23 protein-coding genes are annotated in these 18,986 nt (G+C 75.7%); 8 read left to right on the forward strand and 15 right to left on the reverse strand.

Annotated features, from left to right (window positions below; translation table 11 throughout):
* The first annotated feature begins 24 nt into the window (after positions 1–24).
* Positions 25–2,196: an alpha/beta fold hydrolase gene (locus NP075_RS01415; protein WP_227564710.1), complete on the forward strand. Its 2,172-nt coding sequence runs from the start codon at positions 25–27 to the stop codon at positions 2,194–2,196.
* Between the two features lie 18 nt (positions 2,197–2,214).
* Here NP075_RS01415 and NP075_RS01420 read toward each other — a convergent pair whose 3' ends face one another.
* Positions 2,215–3,312 carry a PQQ-dependent sugar dehydrogenase gene (locus NP075_RS01420; protein ID WP_256791393.1) on the reverse strand — a complete coding sequence of 366 codons (1,098 nt, stop codon included), beginning with the start codon at positions 3,310–3,312 and terminating at the stop codon, positions 2,215–2,217.
* A 188-nt stretch (positions 3,313–3,500) separates the two neighbouring features.
* Here NP075_RS01420 and NP075_RS01425 point away from each other — a divergent pair, with 188 nt between their 5' ends.
* Positions 3,501–4,211 (forward strand): TetR/AcrR family transcriptional regulator, encoded by a 711-nt coding sequence (locus NP075_RS01425; RefSeq protein WP_227564712.1) that lies wholly within the window; start codon positions 3,501–3,503, stop codon positions 4,209–4,211.
* Positions 4,212–4,269: 58 nt separating this feature from the next.
* Here NP075_RS01425 and NP075_RS01430 read toward each other — a convergent pair whose 3' ends face one another.
* Complete coding sequence (locus NP075_RS01430) at positions 4,270–5,181, reverse strand: hypothetical protein (protein ID WP_227564713.1); 912 nt, start codon at positions 5,179–5,181, stop codon at positions 4,270–4,272.
* A 70-nt stretch (positions 5,182–5,251) separates the two neighbouring features.
* Positions 5,252–5,971: a GNAT family N-acetyltransferase gene (locus tag NP075_RS01435; RefSeq protein ID WP_227564714.1), complete on the reverse strand. Its 720-nt coding sequence runs from the start codon at positions 5,969–5,971 to the stop codon at positions 5,252–5,254.
* A gap of 199 nt (positions 5,972–6,170) precedes the next feature.
* Between NP075_RS01435 and NP075_RS01440 the strand changes: the two genes are divergently transcribed.
* A complete protein-coding gene (locus tag NP075_RS01440; RefSeq protein WP_227564715.1) occupies positions 6,171–6,983 on the forward strand; it encodes a hypothetical protein in 813 nt (270 codons plus the stop codon).
* 21 nt (positions 6,984–7,004) lie between these two features.
* On the opposite strand, the gene NP075_RS01445 is transcribed toward NP075_RS01440, so the two are convergent.
* The gene (locus tag NP075_RS01445; RefSeq protein WP_227564716.1) at positions 7,005–7,334 is read right to left on the reverse strand and encodes a YciI family protein; all 330 of its coding nucleotides are present in this window, start codon (positions 7,332–7,334) and stop codon (positions 7,005–7,007) included.
* Positions 7,335–7,536: 202 nt separating this feature from the next.
* Here NP075_RS01445 and NP075_RS01450 point away from each other — a divergent pair, with 202 nt between their 5' ends.
* Positions 7,537–8,286, forward strand: coding sequence for a DinB family protein (locus tag NP075_RS01450; protein WP_227564717.1), 750 nt, complete (start codon positions 7,537–7,539; stop codon positions 8,284–8,286).
* A gap of 30 nt (positions 8,287–8,316) precedes the next feature.
* On the opposite strand, the gene NP075_RS01455 is transcribed toward NP075_RS01450, so the two are convergent.
* Positions 8,317–9,918 (reverse strand): ABC transporter permease, encoded by a 1,602-nt coding sequence (locus tag NP075_RS01455; protein WP_227564718.1) that lies wholly within the window; start codon positions 9,916–9,918, stop codon positions 8,317–8,319.
* The gene (locus tag NP075_RS01460) at positions 9,915–10,823 is read right to left on the reverse strand and encodes an ABC transporter ATP-binding protein (RefSeq protein WP_227564719.1); all 909 of its coding nucleotides are present in this window, start codon (positions 10,821–10,823) and stop codon (positions 9,915–9,917) included. The genes NP075_RS01455 and NP075_RS01460 overlap by 4 nt, the downstream gene beginning before the upstream one ends.
* Before the next feature lie 113 nt (positions 10,824–10,936).
* On the opposite strand from NP075_RS01460, the gene NP075_RS01465 reads away from it, so the two are divergent.
* Complete coding sequence (locus NP075_RS01465) at positions 10,937–11,527, forward strand: TetR/AcrR family transcriptional regulator (protein WP_255629742.1); 591 nt, start codon at positions 10,937–10,939, stop codon at positions 11,525–11,527.
* 27 nt (positions 11,528–11,554) lie between these two features.
* Here NP075_RS01465 and NP075_RS01470 read toward each other — a convergent pair whose 3' ends face one another.
* Genes NP075_RS01470 through NP075_RS01490 form a run of 5 tightly spaced genes read right to left on the reverse strand, consistent with a single transcriptional unit; the run spans position 11,555 to position 14,760 of the window.
* Complete coding sequence (locus NP075_RS01470) at positions 11,555–12,055, reverse strand: DUF4274 domain-containing protein (protein ID WP_227564720.1); 501 nt, start codon at positions 12,053–12,055, stop codon at positions 11,555–11,557.
* A 53-nt stretch (positions 12,056–12,108) separates the two neighbouring features.
* Positions 12,109–13,023 (reverse strand): cation diffusion facilitator family transporter, encoded by a 915-nt coding sequence (locus NP075_RS01475; RefSeq protein ID WP_227564721.1) that lies wholly within the window; start codon positions 13,021–13,023, stop codon positions 12,109–12,111.
* Between the two features lie 15 nt (positions 13,024–13,038).
* Positions 13,039–13,692 carry a cation efflux transmembrane domain-containing protein gene (locus NP075_RS01480; protein WP_227564722.1) on the reverse strand — a complete coding sequence of 218 codons (654 nt, stop codon included), beginning with the start codon at positions 13,690–13,692 and terminating at the stop codon, positions 13,039–13,041.
* Positions 13,689–14,054, reverse strand: coding sequence for an ArsR/SmtB family transcription factor (locus NP075_RS01485; RefSeq protein WP_227564723.1), 366 nt, complete (start codon positions 14,052–14,054; stop codon positions 13,689–13,691). Before NP075_RS01485 ends, NP075_RS01480 begins: the two co-directional genes overlap by 4 nt.
* Before the next feature lie 46 nt (positions 14,055–14,100).
* Positions 14,101–14,760, reverse strand: a complete 660-nt coding sequence (locus NP075_RS01490; protein WP_227564724.1) for a CatA-like O-acetyltransferase — start codon at positions 14,758–14,760, stop codon at positions 14,101–14,103.
* A gap of 64 nt (positions 14,761–14,824) precedes the next feature.
* Here NP075_RS01490 and yidD point away from each other — a divergent pair, with 64 nt between their 5' ends.
* Positions 14,825–15,103, forward strand: a complete 279-nt coding sequence (yidD, locus tag NP075_RS01495; protein ID WP_227564725.1) for a membrane protein insertion efficiency factor YidD — start codon at positions 14,825–14,827, stop codon at positions 15,101–15,103.
* A gap of 15 nt (positions 15,104–15,118) precedes the next feature.
* Here yidD and NP075_RS01500 read toward each other — a convergent pair whose 3' ends face one another.
* The 4 genes from NP075_RS01500 to NP075_RS01515 form a co-directional block, all read right to left on the reverse strand.
* Positions 15,119–15,628 carry a metallophosphoesterase family protein gene (locus NP075_RS01500; RefSeq protein ID WP_227564806.1) on the reverse strand — a complete coding sequence of 170 codons (510 nt, stop codon included), beginning with the start codon at positions 15,626–15,628 and terminating at the stop codon, positions 15,119–15,121.
* Between the two features lie 38 nt (positions 15,629–15,666).
* A complete protein-coding gene (locus NP075_RS01505) occupies positions 15,667–15,963 on the reverse strand; it encodes a hypothetical protein (protein ID WP_227564726.1) in 297 nt (98 codons plus the stop codon).
* Between the two features lie 84 nt (positions 15,964–16,047).
* Positions 16,048–16,650: a histidine phosphatase family protein gene (locus NP075_RS01510; protein ID WP_227564727.1), complete on the reverse strand. Its 603-nt coding sequence runs from the start codon at positions 16,648–16,650 to the stop codon at positions 16,048–16,050.
* A 10-nt stretch (positions 16,651–16,660) separates the two neighbouring features.
* A complete protein-coding gene (locus NP075_RS01515) occupies positions 16,661–17,803 on the reverse strand; it encodes a PEP/pyruvate-binding domain-containing protein (RefSeq protein WP_227564728.1) in 1,143 nt (380 codons plus the stop codon).
* 55 nt (positions 17,804–17,858) lie between these two features.
* On the opposite strand from NP075_RS01515, the gene NP075_RS01520 reads away from it, so the two are divergent.
* Positions 17,859–18,281: a DNA-binding protein gene (locus NP075_RS01520; protein WP_227564729.1), complete on the forward strand. Its 423-nt coding sequence runs from the start codon at positions 17,859–17,861 to the stop codon at positions 18,279–18,281.
* Positions 18,278–18,913: a transcriptional regulator gene (locus NP075_RS01525; RefSeq protein WP_227564730.1), complete on the forward strand. Its 636-nt coding sequence runs from the start codon at positions 18,278–18,280 to the stop codon at positions 18,911–18,913. Before NP075_RS01520 ends, NP075_RS01525 begins: the two co-directional genes overlap by 4 nt.
* Positions 18,914–18,986 lie beyond the last annotated feature (73 nt).

Raw genomic sequence — 18,986 nt, forward strand, 5'->3', positions numbered from 1 at the left:
GCCGTGGCGGCGCACACTCGACGTGTGAGCCACGGCCCTGCGGCCGCGCCCGTGCCGCACCCGAGCCGGGCGGCGACCCCCGACGTCGAGGGCGTCGTCGAGCGGGACGGCGTGCGGATCGCGTACGCCGTGCACGAGCGCGCCGGAGCCCCCACGGTCGTGCTGGTCCCGACGTGGGCGATCGTGCCGTCGCGGTTCTGGAAGGCGCAGGTCGGGTACCTCGCGCGGCACTTCCGGGTCGTGACGTTCGACGGGCGCGGGTCCGGGGCGTCGTCCCGACCGGAGGGGGCCGCGGCGTACACGGACACCGAGTACGCCGCCGACGTGCTGGCGGTGCTCGACGCGACCGGGACGGACGCCGCCGTCCTGGTGTCGCTGTCCTGCGGCGCCGCGTGGGCGGTGCACGTGGCCGCCCGGCACCCGTCGCGCGTGCTGGGGCTGGTCGCGATCGCGCCGTCGTGCGGCATGAACGTCCCGACGCCCGGGCGCGACCACGTGCCGTGGGACGAGCCGCTGGACTCCACGCAGGGGTGGGCCACGTACAACAAGCACTACTGGCTCGGCGGCGGGTACGACGACTTCGTCGAGTTCTTCTTCGGCCGGATGTTCTCCGAGCCGCACTCGACCAAGCAGGTCGAGGACTGCGTCGCGTGGGCGCACGAGATCACGCCGCAGGTGCTCGTGGACTCCACGGCGGGGCGGCTGGGCTGCGACGGGGCGGTGTGCGAGTCGATCGAGCCGCTGGCCCGCGCGGTGCGGTGCCCGGTGCTGGTCGTGCACGGGTCCGACGACCGGGTCCGGCCTCTCGCGTTCGGGGAGCGGCTCGCGGAGCTGACGCGCGGTGAGCTCGTCGTCCTCGACGGCGCGGGGCACGGGCCGCCCGCGCGGGACCCGGTGCGGGTCAACCACCTCATCCGGGAGTTCACCGAGCGCGTGGCGCCGACGCCGCGGCCCGCGTCGCGGCGCACCTGGACGCACGCCGCGCACCGCACCCCGCGGGTGCTCTACCTGTCGTCCCCGATCGGCCTGGGCCACGCCCAGCGCGACGTCGCGATCGCCGCGGCGCTGCGCGAGGCGCGCCCCGACGTGCAGGTGGACTGGCTCGCGCAGCACCCGGTCACCCGCGTGCTCGCGCAGCACGGCGAGCGCGTCCACCCCGCGTCGGCGTGGCTGCGCAACGAGTCCGGGCACATCGAGCACGAGGCCGGCGAGCACGACCTGCACGCGTTCGGGGCGGTCCGGCGCATGGACGAGATCCTGGTCAACAACTTCATGGTGTTCGCCGACGTCGTCGCCGACGGGGAGTACGACCTCGTCGTCGGGGACGAGGCGTGGGACGTCGACCACCACCTGCACGAGAACCCCGAGCTCAAGCGCTTCTCGTTCGCGTGGCTCACCGACTTCGTCGGCTGGCTGCCCATGCCCGACGGCGGTGCGCGCGAGGCGGCGCTGACCGCCGACTACAACGCCGAGATGATCGAGCAGCGCGCCCGGTTCGCGCGCGTGCGGGACCGGTCGGTGTTCGTCGGGTCGCTCGGTGACGTCGTCGACGTGCCGTTCGGGCCCGGGCTGCCGTCGATCCGGTCCTGGACGGCCGACAACTACGACTTCGCCGGGTACGTGACGGGGTTCGACGCGGGTGCCGCCGCGGCGGGTGCGGCCGACGTGCGCGCGTCGCTGGGCGTGCGCGACGACGAGCGCCTGTGCGTCGTGACGGTCGGCGGGTCGGGGGTGGGTGCGCCGCTGCTGCGCCGCGTGCTCGACGCCGTGCCCGCGGCGCGGGCCATGGTGCCGGACCTGCGGTTCGTCGTCGTCGCCGGGCCGCGCATCGACCCCGCGTCGCTCCCGGTGCCGGACGGCGCGACCGTCCTGGGGTACGTCCCGGACCTCTACCGGCTGTCCGCCGCGTGCGACGTCGCGGTCGTCCAGGGCGGGCTGACGACGTGCATGGAGCTGACCGCGCTGCGCAAGCCGTTCGTGTACGTCCCGCTGCGCCACCACTTCGAGCAGACGTACCACGTGCGCGCGCGCCTCGACCGGTACGGCGCCGGCCGGCACCTGCCGTACGCCGACGCGCTCGACCCCGACGGGCTGGCCGAGGCGGTCGCGAAGGAGGCCGCGCGCGAGGTGGCGTACCGGCCGGTCGAGACGGACGGGGCCGCGCGCGCCGCGGCGATGCTGGCCGGGCTGGTGTGACGCGCGCGTACCGGACGGTCACCCCGCGACGAGCTCGACACGCAGGATGCGGTCGTCACCGGGCCGCGGGTCGGTGCCGCCCCAGGTCGCGCCGTCGGTGTTGGACGTGACGAGCCACAGCGCGCCGTCGGGCGCGACCTCGACGGTGCGGATGCGGCCCTGCTCGCCGGTGAACCACTCCACGGGGTCGCCCGCGGGCCGCGGGCCGTCGACCGGGAGCTGCCAGAGGCGCTGCCCGCCGAGCGCGCCCATCCAGATCGAGCCGCCGGCGTAGGCGATGCCCGACGGGGACGCGTCGTCGGGGTGGATCGTGAAGACGGGCGGCTCGCCGTGGTCCCCGGCGGTGCCCTCGGACGCCGGCCAGCCGTAGTCGAGCCCGGGCCGCAGGACGTTGAGCTCGTCCCAGGTGCGGTGCCCCAGCTCCGAGGCGTACGCGGTGCCGTCGGGGCCGAACGCGATCCCCTGGACGTTGCGGTGGCCCGACGAGTAGATCGGCGAGCCCGACGGGTTGTCGTCGGGGACGGTGCCGTCCATGGCGATCCGCAGGATCTTGCCGTTCAGCGAGTCGGGCGTGGCGGCGTTGGCCGGCTCGAAGGCGTCCCCGGTGCCGATCCACAGGTGGCCGTCGGGGCCCACCGCGATCCGGCCTCCGTGGTGCCGGTCGGCTGTCTCGATGCCGTCGAGCAGCAGGCGGTCCACGCGCATCGAGCGCAGGTCGGCCGCGACGGTGAGGGCGACGACGCGGTTGGTGGGGGACGACGAGACGTAGGCGTAGACGGTGCGGTCCTCGGTGAAGTCCGGGGAGGCCGCGATGCCCAGCAGGCCGCCCTCGGAGCTGAGCTCGACGTCGGGGACGACGCCGACCACGGTCGGTGCCGCGTCGGGTGCGAGGTGCAGGATCTCGCCGGTGGAGCGGCTGGAGACCAGCGCCGTGCCGTCGGGCAGGAACGTCAGGCCCCACGGCATGACGAGGTCGGTCGCGATCTCGGTGACGGCGCCGGGGACGAGCCGCGGGCCGTCCGGCGAGGCGGGGGAGTCGGGGGACGTCGCCGAGGGCGCCACCGTCGTGGCGGAGGGTGCGTCGGCGCCCTGCGTGCACCCGGCCAGCAGCAGCACGGAGGCGGCCGCTGCTGCCGACCAGCGCACACGGCCGGGTGGTCTGGTGCGGGGGGATGTGGGCATCGTCGTCTCCTGTCATCGCGAATCACCGATAACAGCGACGCTAACACTTCGGCGCTAGCGCCGATAGCCGCTAGATGTGAGCACTGTTCCAGGACGGGCTCGACGCCTGTTAGCGTCGCTGCGTGAGCGACGCCGTGCGGGCCAGGATCATCGACGCGGCCCTGCGCCTGCTGGACGAGGGCGGGCCGGAGGCGATGTCGACGCGCGCGGTCGGCGCCGCCGCAGGAGTCCAGGCCCCGACGATCTACCGGCTCTTCGGGGACAAGCAAGGGCTGCTCGACGCGGTCACCGCGCAACGGTTCGAGGAGTACCTCGCGGCCAAGACGCAGCGCGCCCGCGCCGACGACCCGGTGGACGACCTGCGCCTCGGCTGGGACCTGCACGTCGGCTTCGGGCTCGCGAACCCGGCCGTGTACGTCGCGATCTACGGCGCCCCGCGCGCGGGGGAGCCGGCGCCCGCCGTACGGCGCTCGGAGGAGATCCTCGTGGCGATGATGCGCCGGGTCGCCGCCGCCGGCCGCCTGCGCGTCGACGAGGACACCGCGGCCCAGGTGTTCCACGCCGCGGGACGCGGGACGACGCTGCTGCTCATCGGCACGCCCGCGCCCGAGCGTGACGAGCGGGTGCCCGAGATCGCCCGCGAGGCGATGATCGCCGCCCTCACCACGCAGGCGGTCGACGCGCCCGCCGCGGAGCCGCTGGAGGTGGCCGCGCGCACGGTCCGCGCCGCGCTGCCCGACGTCGACGTCCTCAGTCCCGGCGAGAAGCAGCTGCTCGCCGAGTGGCTCGACCGGCTGGCGGTCCCGGGAGTGGCGGCCCGAGCCGGCGCGTGACTCCCGCGGCCGACCACCGCCGCGACGTCGACCGGTAGGCGGCGACCGCGCGGCGTCCTCAGCCCGCGTCCGCCCACCGCAGCACGCGCAGCGCCAGCAGCGTCACCCAGCGGCTCGGCGCGCCCTCGTCCTCGCCGAGCTCGACGAGCAGCCGGTCGTGGTGCCGCTGCCCCAGGAGCCAGCGTCCGTCGTCGCCGCGCGCGGACGCGAGCACGTCGAGCGCCTCCCGCATCCGCTCGTCGGGCGCGGGCCGTGTCAGGCGCAGGTGGTCCAGCGCGCGTCCGACGTCGTAGTACCAGCCGTGCGGGAACGCCAGGCGCTGCCAGCGCTCCTGCCCGACCTGCCCGTCCGACAGGCGTCGCAGCAGGTGCCGGTCCAGCAGGTACTCCTCGCCGCGGACGCGGGCCGCGCTCACCGCGGGGTCGGCCTCGACGCGTCGCTCGTACTCCCGCAGCCCTTCGAGCACGTTGATCGTCGTGTCGAACGACCCGCGCGTCGAGCTGTTCTCCTGCTCGCAGTTCCACCCGCCGTCGGCCATCTGCTCGCCCAGCAGCCGCTCGACGACGCCGCGCACGTCCTGCCCGAAGTACGCACCCGTCGCGACCGTGCGTCCGTTGATGCAGGGCTCGACCTCACCGTCGAAGAACCGCAGGCGCGGGTCGTACTCCCAGCGCGCCGCCTCGTGCACGGGGGCGAGCGCGCGGCGCGCCTGCAAGCTGTCCGGGTCCAGGCCGAACGTGCGCAACAGCCGCAGCGTCGCCTCGGTCGAGACCCACTCGGGGAAGAACGTGCCGCCGCTCCACCGCCCGTCCGGGTCCTGCGCGGCCAGCAGGTGCGCGCCCCACCCCTCGTGCGCGACGCGGGCGCGCTCGCGCGCGACCTCGTCCGGCGGTGCGTCGGTCAGGTCCCGCAGGACCTGCCAGCGCAGGGCGGGGTCGGAGTCCAGGAGCCACGCGACGACGTCGTCCATCCCACGATGCTCCCGCGCCCGCCCGTCAAGTCAAGGGCCGCCGGAAGGCGCCGGACCACGAGCTCGGCGGTCAGCCGGGGGTGCGGACCATGCCGAAGACCGTGCGGCGCCGCAGCCGGAAGCCGAGTCGCTCGTAGATCGCGATCACGCCGGTGCTGGTCGCGGCGGCGTGCAGGAGGACGCGGTCCCCGCGGGCGCGGGCGTGGTGCGCGACGTCGAGCACGAGCCGCGTCGCCAGGCCCTGTCGCCGGTGGTCGGGGTCGGTGCACACGGCGCTGATCTCGGTCCAGCCGGCGGGCTGCAGCCGCTCGCCGGCCATCGCGACCAGCCGGCCGTCGCGCCGGATGCCGACGTACCGACCGAGCTCGTGCGTGCGGGCCGCGAAGGGTCCCGGTTCGGTCCGCGCGACGAGTGCGAGGATCTCCGGCACGTCCGCTGCACCGAGCACCACGGCCTCGTCGTCGGGCCGTGCCGCCAGCGCGTCCGTCTCGACGAGCTGCACGCCCGCGCCGCTGTCGATGACCTCCCACCCGGCCGGCAGCACGGGCGCCTCGGCGCCCGCCAGCGGGAACGGCCGGCCCGGCCCGACGAGGTCGACGATCGCGTCCCACACGTCGGGGTCCTCCCACGAGCGCACCGCCGCGAACGGCGACACCTCCGGCAGGTACCGCCGCACGAGGTCGTTGCCCTCGGACAGTGCCGCGTGCCGCCCGATCAGCGAGTACCAGGCGGGGTTGTCGAGCACGTCGACGTCCGTCGGCTCGAGCGTGCGCCCCTGATCGCGTCCCACCGGTCGTCCTCTCCTCGCCCCCGCTGCCGTGGCGATCGTAGGCACGTGCTGCGGCGAGGCCACGCACGCGGCGGGCCGGGCCCGCTGCGGGGGAGTCCGCCGGTTCGCGTCGTCAATCGTTTCGCCGGTGGATCCGCGGGGTGGGCCGCTGCCTAGCATCCGAAGGTCTCCACCCCCCATCGAAACGGCTGGTGCTCGCATGAGGACGATCCCGACCCTGGTCACCGCGGCCGCGCTCGCCGCGACCACGCTCGCGCTGGCGCCCGTCGCGGCCGCCGGTGGCGGGCACGGCCCCGGGCAGGGCCACGGCCAGCGCGGGCCGTGCGCGCGGACCGACGCGCTGTTCTGCGAGGACTTCGAGTCCCAGCCGCTGGGCGGGCCCGCGAGCCTCGACTGGGGTGTCGACACGCGCCGCGGGACGCTGACGGTCGAGCGCGCGGGGCGCGCCGGCAAGGTGATGCGCGTGCACACCGAGGACAACGGGCAGGCGTTCCTCGAGGTCACGGACTTCGCGGTGCCGGGCAACACGTTCTACGGCCGGCTGCGGATCAAGGTCGACGACTTCCCGACGGCCCCCGACTGGGCGCACTTCACGCTGGTCGAGGTCACCGGCTCGGGCAGCGACGAGATCGTCCGGCCACTCGGCGGGCAGTTCGCGCCCACGGTCGGCCCCGACGCCACGTTCTGGGGCGTCGGCGCCGACGGCGGGCCGACGGGCGACTGGACGAGCTGGCAGGAGTCCGCGCCCACGGTCGAGGACCGCTGGCAGTGCGTCGAGTTCGAGTGGTACGCCCCGGAGAACCGGGTCGCCGTGTGGTTCGACGGCGTGCCGCAGCCGGACCTGACGGTGACCACGACCGAGCACGGCGGCGCCGACGTCGACTTCGTCCTGCCGACCGCGGACACCGTGCGGATCGGCTGGCAGCTCTACCAGGGCGGGTCGACGCCCGGCGCCTACGACGTGTGGGTCGACGACGTCACGCTCGACACCGAGCGGGTCGGCTGCCGCTGACGACCCGGTCCGGCCGGACCGTCAGAGGAACGGGCGCAGCTCGACGCGCCGTCCGCAGGCTCGGGACGCGTCGGTCGCCAGCCCGAGCGCCGTGGCGTGGTCGGCGGCCTCGACGACCCAGAACCCGGCGACGTACTCGGTCGTCTCGAGGAACGGGCCGTCGGTCCGCAGCGGCGGGCCGTCGCCGGTCGCGTCGACGACCGTCGACGCCCAGGGCGCGGCGAGCCCGCCGGCGAGGACCCACTGGTCGGCCGCGACGAGGCGGTCGTTGTACTCGTCGATGGACGCGATCTCCGCCGCTGTCGCGGTGCCGGTCGCGTCGTCGATCACGGACATGAGGTAACGGGCCACGGGAACCTCCGGGTGCTGGTCACGCCCCGTGCGGAGCGTCTCGACACGGTGACGCACGGGGTCGCGCGCTTTCGACACCCGGCTGAGCGTGCCAGGTCCGCCGCGCGTGCGGCGTACCGCGCCGGCCTCCTGGGGATCGAGGCTTCCCGGCGGTGGGGCACGCCGGTTACGGTCGTCGGACCGACGGCGACGAGGAGACGTCATGGCGACGTTCGACCGGTCCGACGACCTGCGCGGCGCGACGTTCGTCGGCGTCGACCTCACCGGTGCCCGGTTCCGGGGGTCCGAGCTGTCCGGTGTCGTCATGCGCGGCGTCGAGATCGGCGGGGCGGACGTCGACGCGCCGTGGCTGCCGCACGCGGACTTCTTCCGCGTCAACGGGGTCGACGTCATCCCGCTGGTGGAGGCCGAGCTCGACCGCCGGTTCCCCGGTCGGGAGCTGCGTCGGGCGGGTGACCCCGAGGGTCTGCGCGCCGCCTGGCGCGCGCTCGAGCGGACGTGGGAGGCGACCACCGCGCGGGCGGCGGCGCTCCCGCCGGGTGCGGTCGACGTGTCGGTCGACGGCGAGTGGTCCTTCGCCCAGACGCTGCGCCACCTGGTGATGGCGACGGACACGTGGTTGCGCCGCGCCGTCCTGGGGGTCGCGCAGCCGTACCACCCGATCGGTCAGACGGACCACGGGTACGCGCTCGACGGCAACGACCCGTCCGTCTTCTCCGCTGTCACACCGCCGTACGACGAGGTCCTGGAGGTCCGCGCGGGACGGCAGGCCATGGTGCGCGAGCTGCTCGCGACGGTGACACCGGAGGAGCTCGCGGTCGAACGGCGCAACCCGTGGGCGCCGGAGCACCCGGAGACGACGCTGTCGTGCCTGCACGTGATCCTCGAGGAGGAGTGGGAGCACCACCGGTACGCGGTGCGCGACCTCGCGGTGATCGAGGCCCGCGGCTGAGCCGCGCGGCGGCGGCGTGCCCCCGGCCGCTCAGCGGCCCACGTCCCGTCGCCGGAAGCCGGCGAACCCGACGGCGACGAGCCCGGCCGTCACGAGCGTGAGCCACCCGAGCCCCGTCCAGTCGGGGGCGGCGGCCGTCGCGTCGGGGACGTGCCAGAACGGGCTGATGCCCAGCACCCAGTCGTCGAGGCCGAACGTGGGGCCCAGGAGCGTGAGCATGAACGACGCGACCAGGCCCGCCCAGGCGGCGAGCGCGGCCGCCGGCCGGGCCCCGACGGCGGCGACGGACACCGCGACGACGGTCCAGACCGCCGGGACGGTCGCGAGGGTCTGCAGCAGGACGTCCTCGACCGTCACGCCGATGTCGGCGCGCGACGCCATGACGGCCACGACGACCCCGGCGCCGAGCACGTAGCACGTGACCGCCGTGAGGGCGACGGCGACGTGGCTCGCGTAGTACCGCCCGCGGCCGAGCGCCCCCGCGAGCAGCGGCTCGACACGGTCGTCCAGCTCCTCCGTGCGCACCCGCACGACGGCCTGGATGCCGGGGACGGCGGCGATGATCCCGACGAGGCTGAGCACCGTGCGGATGAACGCACCGGTGATGGCCTCGGGGCTCGTCGCGCCGGACGCGAGGATCTGCTGCACGCCGGAGTCGCCGGACAGCACGTCCGTGATCGACGTCGTGAAGTACCCGAACACGACGCCCAGGGCGGCGAACGCGATCGCCCAGGTCACCAGCGTCGCCCGGCCGAGCCGCAGCGCCAGCCGCAGGGGACCGCGCGTGGCGCCGCGGGCCGGGCCGGGGCGCTGCGCGATCGAGCCCTGACCGAAGTCGCGGCGTGCCTGCAGGACGAACGCGACGGCCACGAGGGCGACGGTGAGCGCGACCGCGAGCAGCAGCGGCGCCCAGTGGTCGCCCGTGGCGGGGCGGGTCTCGAGCATCCAGCCCAGCGGGTTGGCCCAGACGGTCCACGTCGGGGCGTCCAGGGAGATGCAGAACCCGCGGGCCAGGTACAGGACGCCCAGGGTCCCGACGGCCAGGGAGCTCGCCGTCCGGGCGTCCGAGCCGAGCTGTGCGGTGACGGCGGCGACCGCGGCGAACATCCAGCCGCTCGCGGTGAACGTGGCGCCCAGCAGCAGGGACGCCTCCCAGGCCCCGCCGCACAGGGCGGTCACGACGCCGGCGACGACACCGGCGGCGAGCGAACCCGCGAGCGCGACGGCGACGCCGGTCAGCAGCCGCGCCGAGCGGCCCATGACCCCGGAGGCCAGCAGCTCGGCCTGGCCGGAGTCCTCCTGCGCGCGGGTCGTGCGCGTGACCGTGAGGACCGCCCCGAGGGCGACGAAGAACCCGCCGAGGGCGAGGCTGCGCCACGCGTTGAACCCGTCGACGGTGGTCAGGTCGTACGCGGGGCCGAAGACCAGGCCGAGGGCGGGGTTGGCCCCGATGGCGGCCGACAGCGCGAGCCGCGCCGGGACGTCGGGGAACACCCAGGGGAAGACGATCACGGACGACGCCGAGAGCACCGTGACGACCAGCACCCACGGTGCGAAGTGGCGCCCGTCGTGCCGGGCGGTGGCGCGCAGCAGGGGTCGCGCCCCCGTGAGGGTCGCGGTGGCCGCGGTCATCGCGTCGCCGCCGTCGCGTCGTCGCCGTACAGGCGCAGGAACAGGCTCTCGAGCGTCGGCGGGGCGACGGTCAGCGCCGTGATGCCGCAGGCCGTCAGGACGTCCATGGCCTCGCCGACGCGGGCGGACTCGACGGTGGCGGAGAGCCGTGACCCGTCGACGTGCACGTCCCCGAGGACGGGCGGGACCGGGTCCGGCAGCGGGCGGGACAGGGTCGCGTGGACGGTGGTGCGGGCCTCGCCGCGCAGGTCCGCCAGGGTGCCGGACCGCACGACCCGGCCGTCGCGGATGATGCTGACCCGGTCGGCGAGCGTCTCCACCTCGGCCAGGATGTGGCTGGACAGCAGCACGGTCGTGCCCCGCTGGTTGGCCTCGGTGAGGACCTCCTGGAAGACGTTCTCCATGAGGGGGTCCAGGCCGCTGGTCGGCTCGTCGAGGAGCAGCAGCTCGACGTCGGACGCGAGCGCCGCGACGATCGCGACCTTCTGCCGGTTGCCCTTGGAGTACTGCCGGCCGCGCTTGGTGGGGTCGAGCTCGAAGCGCTCGACGAGCTCGGCGCGGCGGCGCTCGTCGATGCCGCCGCGCAGCGCCCCGAGCAGGTCGATCGCCTCCCCGCCGGTCATGCCCGGCCACAGCGAGACGTCGCCCGGCACGTACGCGAGGCGCCGGTGCAGCGCCACGACGTCCGTCCAGGGGTCCCCGCCGAGCAGCCGGACGGTCCCGGCGTCCGCCCGGAGGAGGCCGAGCAGCACGCGGATGGTCGTCGACTTGCCCGCGCCGTTGGGGCCGAGGAACCCGTGCACCTGCCCCCGCTCGACGCTCAGGTCGAGCCCGTCGAGCGCACGGAACCGCCCGAACGACTTGGACAGCCCGCGGATCTCGATCGCGGCGTCGGACGTGCTCATCGGCTGCTCCTCCGGGACGGACGTGTGACGCGTCGGGCGTGGGACCAGTTAACTCCACACGTAGGGAATTCCACAAGTGGAGAACTCATCGCATGCGGAGATAGGGTGGCCCCATGTCCACCGAGACCGGCCGTGCGCGACCCAGCGGCCGGCGCCCGGGGGACTCCGGCACCCGCGACGCGATCCTGACCGCCGCCCTCACGCTCTTCGCCGAGCGCGGCTACGACGGCAGCTCGATCCGCGCGATCGCGACCGCAGCCGGCGTCGACCCGGCCCTGGTCCGCCACTTCTTCGGCGACAAGGACGGCCTGTTCGCCGCGGCGATCGGGTCGGTCACGCCCGGGCTGCTCGTCGTCGCGCTCGGCGACGACCCGGCCGCTGCCGGGCGCTCGCTCGCCGACGCGTACCTGGGCATGTGGGAGAACCCGGCGACCCGGCCCGTCCTGCTCGCGCTCGTCCGTTCGGCGACCACGTCGCCCGCCGCGGCGCACATGCTGCGGGAGGTCATCGGCGCGAAGCTGCGGCACGTCGCCGGCCTCGACGGCGTCGCCCCCGACAGGGTGGCCCTGGCCGCCTCCCAGCTGCTCGGGGTCGCCGTCGCGCGGCACGTCATCGGGCTCGAGCCGGTGGTGGCGCTCAGCCACGAGGAGCTCGTGGAACGCGTCGCCCCGGGCATCCAGCGGTGCCTGACGGGCGACGGGTGACCGGCGCCGCGCCGGCCCGCGGCGGTGTCAGGCGTCGAGCAGCGCGGTGTACCGCAGGTGCACGTCCAGCGGCAGGCCGTCCTCGGTGTCCGCGTCGTCGACGACCTCCCCGGGCACGGCGCGCAGCATGACGTCGGGGACCGGGTAGGGCTCCGGGTCGTCGCCCTCGCCCTCGGTCCAGTCGATCTCGTCGTCGTCGGTGGGGTCGAAGCCGATGCCGTGGTCCGCCCAGAACCCCGCGGCGTACCGCTCCTCGATGGTGCGCAGCAGCTCCCACGTCGCACGGTCGGGCTCCGGCACCTCGTCCGCCGACGCGTAACGCGTGTAGTAGCCCGCGCCCAGGATCCAGTACGCGGCCAGCGCGCTCGCACGGTCGGTCGTCGGGTCGTCGAGCACGAACCGGACCAGCGTGTCGTCGTCGTAGCCCGTGCGCCGCACGAACGTGTGCCGCTGCTGCGGGCTCGCCGCCCGCAGGAAGTCGCGCAGGAACTGCTCGGCCGCGTCGGGTCCGGGTGTCTCGGTGCTCACGCTGCGAGGCTAACCCGGAGCCACGGCCGGTTCCGCACGCGCGCTGCGCGGGCTCAGTCGTGGTGCGCACCCTCGTGGGGGCGGTGCCCGGCGGGCTCGAGCTGGAACGTGCAGTGCTCCATCGCGAAGTGCGTCTGCAGGCACGCGTCGAGGGCGTCCAGGACGTCGCCGGGGCGGCGCCGGTCGATGCACGCGTCGTCGACGACGACGTGCGCGGACAGCGCGGTGGCGCCGCTGGTGATCGTCCACGCGTGCAGGTCGTGGACGTCGAGCACGCCCGGCACCTCCCGGATGTGGTCGCGCACCTCGTCCAGGTCCAGGCCCCGGGGGGTGGCCTCGAGCAGCACGTCGACGACCTCGCGCAGCAGCGACCAGGCCCGCGGCAGGATCAGCAGGCCGATCGCGAACGACGCGATGACGTCGGCCCGCGCGTACCCGGTGGTCGCGATGACCACGCCCGCGACGACGACGGCGACGGACCCGACCAGGTCGCCCAGCACCTCCAGGTACGCGCCGCGCAGGTTGAGGCTCTCGCGCTGACCACCCCGCAGCACCAGCAGGCTCACGAGGTTCGCGGCCGCGCCGACGACCGCGACGACGAGCATGAGCCCCGAGGCCACCTCCGGCGGGTCCTCCCACCGGCCGACCGCCTGGACGATCACCCACACGGCCAGGCCGGCGAGCAGCAGGCCGTTGGCCAGGGCGGCGAGGATCTCGGCGCGCTGCAGCCCGTACGTCCGCGCCTTGGTCGCCGGGCGTGCGGCCAGGGTGCTGGCGACCAGGGCGACGGCGACACCCGTCGCGTCGGTGAGCATGTGCCCGGCGTCCGCGAGCAGCGCGAGCGACCCCGACACCAGGCCGCCGACCACCTGGACGCCGACGACGCCGAGGGTGAGCGCGAGCACCAGGAGGAGGCGCCCGCGGTGCTGCCCGGTCGCGGTCCCGTGGGCGTGGGCGTGCCCGCTCATCGGGCGCACCCGGGGTCAGTCGTCATCGTCGTCCCCGTCCTCCACGAGCTCGCCCTCCCAGGCCTCCCTGCCCTCGTGCACCGCGAAGGCCGCGATGACGAACGCGGCCACGGGGTCGAGCCACGCGGCGCCGGTGAGCTGGAACAGCACCACCCCGGCGAGCGTCGAGATGCTCAGCAGCACGCAGATCCGCGTCTCGGCGGCGTCGGCGAGGATGAGGTTGTCCCGCAGCGCCAGGCCGACCCGGCGCTTGAGCGCCGCCAGGACCGGCATGACGACGATCGAGGCCACGAGCAGCACGACGACGGGTGTCGAGGTCTCCGGGGTCTCGCCGCCCAGCAGGCTGCGCACCCCCTCGAACGTCACGTAGCCCGCGAGCAGGAAGAACGTCGCGGCGACCAGTCGGAGGGTGAGCCGCTCCTTGCGCTCGTCCGGCTCCCCGTGACGCAGCCGCCCTGCCAGGCGCAGCGCGACGAGGACGGCGGCGACCGACTCGATGCCGGAGTCGATGCCGAACCCGACGACGGACACCAGGCCGGCCAGCACGCCGAGGGTGATCGCGACGACGCCCTCGACGACGTTGTACGCCACGGTCAGCTGCGCCAGGCGCAGGCCCCGGCGCGTGAGCCGCTCGACCTCCACCGCGTCGAGCTCGCGGACCTCGCTCACGACGACGCCGTGCCGTAGGTGGGGCACAGGGTCACCGCGTCGCCGGTCAGCGCGAGCAGGCGTTCGGCGGCGGCGAGCAGGTCGGCCAGCGCGTCGGGGTGCGTCAGGCGGAACACCGACGCGCGGCCCTGCGGCCGGGACTCCACCAGCCCGCAGTCGCGCAGGCACGCCAGGTGCCGGGACACGGTCGACTGCGCGAGGCCCAGGTGCTCGGTGAGGTCGACGACGCGGTGCTCCCCGAGTGCGAGGTGGCGCAGGATCGTCAGCCGGGAGGCGTCGCCGAAACCGCGGAACAGGCACGCCGCCGCCTCCAGCGCGTGCTCGGCACCGGGCGCCCCGACATCGTGGGTCGGCTGTGTCATCGTCACAGGGCGATGCTAGCCCACGCCCCCGGGCCGACGGCCCCGCTCAGGACGCGTCCACCCAGTCCGGTGCCGCCAGCAGCGCCTGCACCTCCTGCACCAGCCGCGCGGTGTGGAAGCCGTCGGCGGCGGCGTGGTGGACCTGGACGGCGAGCGGCAGCAGCACCCGCCCGTCGCGCTCGTGGTGGCGGCCGAGCGTGAAGATCGGCGCCAGGTGGCCCCAGCCGGTCTGCACCTGCAGGTCGAACCCCGTGAACGACACCCACGGCAGGCTCGACACGTCGAACGTGTTGGCCGGCCGCGGGCCCTGCGGGAAGAGCGTGGTCGCGGTCCGGTGCTCCGTGAGCAGCGCGCTCGCCGCGTCGTGGAACGTCGCGAAGTCCGGGTCGTAGGGCGTCCACACGCTCGCGAACGTCTCGCGCTCGGGGTTGAGGACCGTGAACGACGGGTGCACGGTCGACCAGGCGGCGGGCTCGCCGGCCTCCGTCACGCACAGCCGGAACTCGACGTGCCGGTTGACGACGTGCGCGAGCGCCCAGACCTGCGCGACGTACGTGCGCCGCGCGGAGCGGCGCAACGCGTCGACGAAGGCGGTGACGTCCAGCTCGACCGTCATCGCGTACGTGCACGGGACCACGTGCCGGTAGTGCTCGAAGTGCTCGCGACGGGGCCAGGTCGCGAGGTCGATCGGGGCGGCGGCGTCCATGGCCGCCAGTGTCCTCGTCGGCGCTCGCCGCGCACAGGCGAACCGGTGCGCCTACGTTGGGCCGATGACTCCCGCCGCCGCCCTCGTCGACCGTCTGATCCAGGGCTACCAGCGCAACCTCTCGCCCCGGAAGGGGTGGAGCTGCGCCCACCTCGTCGCCCACGGCGGGCAGTCGTGCTCGGCCGCCGTCCGCGACCTCGTCGCCCGTCGCGGCGTCACGCGCGCGGCCGTGCCCACCGCCGTCCGCTTCGTCGCCTGCTACCAGGCCGCGCTCATGCTCGCGCAGACGGACGTGCGTGGCGTCTGCTGCTGCGGGGGCATCCCGATCCCGTTCCGGTTCTGACGGGCGGTCGGCCGCTCAGGCGCCGCGGGCGGGTGCCGGCGTGCGCGGCGGCAGGCGGTGCAGCACGACGTCCGTGACCTGCCCGCCGCCCAGCGTGCAGGTCAGCCACGTGTGGTCGGGCTGGCGGCGGCGGTCCGTGGGGGAGCCGGGGTTGAGCAGCCGCATGCCGCGGGGTGTCACGGAGTCCCACGGGATGTGGCTGTGCCCGAACACCAGGACGTCGACGTCGTCGAACCGCGTGTCGCAGCGGCGCTCGCGGCCCGTCGCCGCGCCCGTCTCGTGGACGACCGCGAGCCGCACCCCGCCGACCTCGGCGCGGGCGACCTCCGGCAGGCGGGCGCGCAGGTCGGGGCCGTCGTTGTTGCCGTAGCAGGCCAGGAGCCGGGCGGAGCGCTCCTCGAGCCGGTCGAGCAGGCCCACGTGCACCCAGTCGCCCGCGTGCACCACCAGGTCGGCGGCGTCCACGGCGGCCCACAGCGCGTCGGGGAGGTCACGTGCGCGGGCGGGCACGTGCGTGTCCGACATGACCACGGCACGCACGGGCCCGGCTGTCGTCACGGTCGTCACGGTCGCCGCGGCACAGAGCGCCGGTCGCGGCCCTCGCGCGGCCGCAGCGCCGCCCGGCACCGCGGGCAGACGTGCCGCACCGCGTCGGCGTGCGCGCCCGTCGCCGGCTGCGCGTCCTCCCAGGCCACGTGCGGGAACCGCGCCAGCGACGCGCGGGCCAGCGGGATCCCGCAGACGGTCTGGTTGGTGCCGGGCAGCCAGCCGTGCACGTCGGCGGCGGGCGTCCGCACCCCGTCGGGGTCCGTCCACGTGCTCGACGCGGCGACGCGCGCGCCGGCAGGTCGCTTCGCCATCGTCCGCCCTCCCGGGTCGGTGCACGTCCGGCTGACGCGCGGGTGCGAGCCAGCCTCACACGCCCCCGGCGCGCCTGCCACGCGTCACGGCCGGGACGTCGCGGGGAACCCGGTCCAGCGCAGGTCGGCCGGCAGGTGGGACATGTCGTTGAACATCACGAGCGTCGGCGGCAGCCCGGGGCGGAGCTCGAGGACGGTCAGGGCGGCGTTCGCGCTGTCCAGGCCGAGCCACCGGGCCTCCGGCGCGTCCAGCGCGTGCCGCACCAGCCACGCGATCTGGTACGCGTGCGTGACCAGGACCTCGTGGGTGTCGGGGCCGCCCGGTCCCGGCCCGCTCCCGAACCGCGCGGTGAGGGCGTCGGCGAGCGCGCGGCCGGCCCGGGCCTCGGCCTCGTCGTAACCGTCGAAGAAGCCGCGCCAGGGCGGCGGCGTCTGCGCCGGGGCGGGGACGTGCGGCACGTGGTCCACCAGCTCGTCGGCCGCGGCGACGGGCACGCCGGGCAGGTGCCGCGCGAGCTCGTGCGCGCTGGCCGCGGCGCGCGGCAGCGGCGAGTGCCACACGGCGTCGGCGGGCACGTGCGCGAGGCGCTCACCGAGGAGCCCGGCCTGGCGGCGGCCCGTCGCCGTGAGCTCACCGAAGGCGTCGGCCGCGCCGTGGCGCGCGAGGTAGAGGTGCCGGGTGGCCATGGGGTCGTCCTCACGTCGGGGTGTGCGGAACGGTGGTCACGGTGCCCGCGGTGCCGTTGACGGTCACCGTCGCACCGTCGTGCAGCACCGCCGTCGCGCCGGGGACGCCCAGGACCGCGGGGATCCCGCGCTCGCGGGCGACGATGGCGGCGTGCGCGAGGACCCCGCCGGTCTCGGTGACCACGCCCGCGGCGAGGTGGAGCAGGGGCGTCCAGCCGGGATCGGTCCAGGGGCACACGAGGACGTCGCCCCGGCGGACCCGGGCGAAGTCGCCCGGGCCGCGGACGACCCGCGCGGTGCCGGTCGCGGTGCCGCGGCTGCCGGGTGTCCCGGCCAGCGTGGCGCGCGAGGCCGGCGGCGACGCCGACGCGGGCAGGTCGGCGGTGACGGGCCGGGCCTGCAGGACCCACGGCTCGCCGTCGACCACCGCCCACTCGACGTCCTGCGCACCGCCGAGCACCTCGCTGACGCGCCGGCCGAGCAGCGCCAGCCGGGCGGCCGTGGTGTCGTCGAGGCAGGGTCGGTGCCGGTCGGCCGCGGCGACGGGGGTGCTGACCACCTGCGTCCCGCGCCGGTCGGTGCGGCTCCGCTTGTCGGCGACGGTCCGGGCGACCGTGCCGTCGGCGGCGACGGCGTACGCGTCGGGCGTGACCGTGCCGCCGACGACCCCGGCCCCCAGGCCCCACGACGCCTCGATCCGCGTCGTCCCGTCCGGTGCGCCCGGTGTGAACATCACGCCCGCGACCTGCGCGTCGACGAGGCGCTGGACGAGCACCGCCATCACCGGCTCGCCCGCCGCGCCTGGGGTCGCCCGCCGGTAGGCGGTGGCGCGCGCGGAGTCCAGTGACGCCCAGCAGGTGCGGACCGCGTCGGCGACCTGGTCGACGCCCCGCACCGCCAGCACCGTCTCGTGCTGGCCCGCCGCCGACGCGCCCGGGGTGTCCTCGTCGCCGGCTGACGAGCGCACGGCCACGGGTGGCTCGCCGAGGGCGTCGAGGGCCGGCGCGAGGGCGTCGTGCAGGGCCGCCGGGTCGGCGCCGAACGGGACGACGACGCCGTCGGGCACCGGCAGCCCGGCGCGCAGCAGCCGGCCGAGCGTGCCGGCCTTGCCGCCGCACGTGGCGGTCGCGGCGTGCGCGAGCGGGACGAGCACCGGTGCTCCTCAACGAATCGTTGACAACGTTCTGTTGAGTGTGCACGCTCGGTGCATGGAGCACAAGGACGAGATGCGCGAGGACGCCGCCCGCAGCGACGCGGCTGCCGCGGCCCGGGCCGACCAGGCCCAGGCGCGCCGGGAGCAGGAGGCCCGCGAACGGCTCCTGGCGCTGGGGGCGGACCGGCTGGACGACCGCCCGTGGCGGCCCGCGCCCGTGCCGCCGTCCGCCGTCGACCTCGTGCAGTACGCACTCTGGCGGTCCGCGGACCTCGCGCCCGAGGACGTCGCCGCCGCGCTGTCCCTGCTGCCCGCGGCTCGTGCCGAGGTCGACGGGCTGGAGGACGGCCTGCTGTTCGTCGCCCGCGGCGCGGGCCTGACCTGGGCGCAGATCGCACAGGCCACGGGCTTCAACTCACCGCAGGCGTGCCAGCAGCACCACGCGCGCCTCGCCACCCGCAGGGCGAGCGCCCCGTGAGCCACGACTCGGCGCCGGACCTGCTCGCGCTGCACGCCGTGCGGGTCGTCGGCTTCGCCGACACCCCCGCCCTCGCCCGCCGCTTCGCCCTCGACCCGGGCGAGACGCAGGAGCACCTGCTCGACGCGCAGGCGTGCGGCTGGGTGGCGCGCTCGGCGTTCGCGGACCTCGCCGGCTGGTCGTTGACGGCGTCGGGCCGCGCGCGCGACGAGCACCTGCTGGCCGACGAGCTCGCCCACGTCGAGGGCGGGGACGAGGTCCGCGCCGCCCACGAGGCGTTCCTGCCGCTCAACGCCCGGCTGCAGCGCGCGTGCACCGACTGGCAGCTGCGACCCGCGGCCGGCGACGCGCTGGCACCGAACGACCACGCGGACGCCGCCTGGGACGGCCGCGTGCTCGACGAGCTGGCGGAGGTCGAGCAAGGGCTCGTGCCGCTCGTGCACCGGCTGGCGGGGATCCTGACGAGGTTCCGGGGGTACGACACCCGGTTCGCCGCCGCGCTTTTCCGCGCACGCGCGGGCGACGGCGGCTGGGTCGACCGCACCGACGTCGACTCGTGCCACCGCGTCTGGTTCGAGCTGCACGAGGACCTCGTCGCGACGCTCGGCGCCGACCGGGGCGCACCCGCCTGACGCCGGGAAGGGCGCGGCCGCGACGCCCCGCGAATCGCCCTTGCCCCCGTCGCGCACCACGCCCTAGCGTCGC

This window comes from Cellulomonas wangsupingiae, assembly GCF_024508275.1.
Classification (GTDB): Bacteria; Actinomycetota; Actinomycetes; order Actinomycetales; family Cellulomonadaceae; genus Cellulomonas; species Cellulomonas wangsupingiae.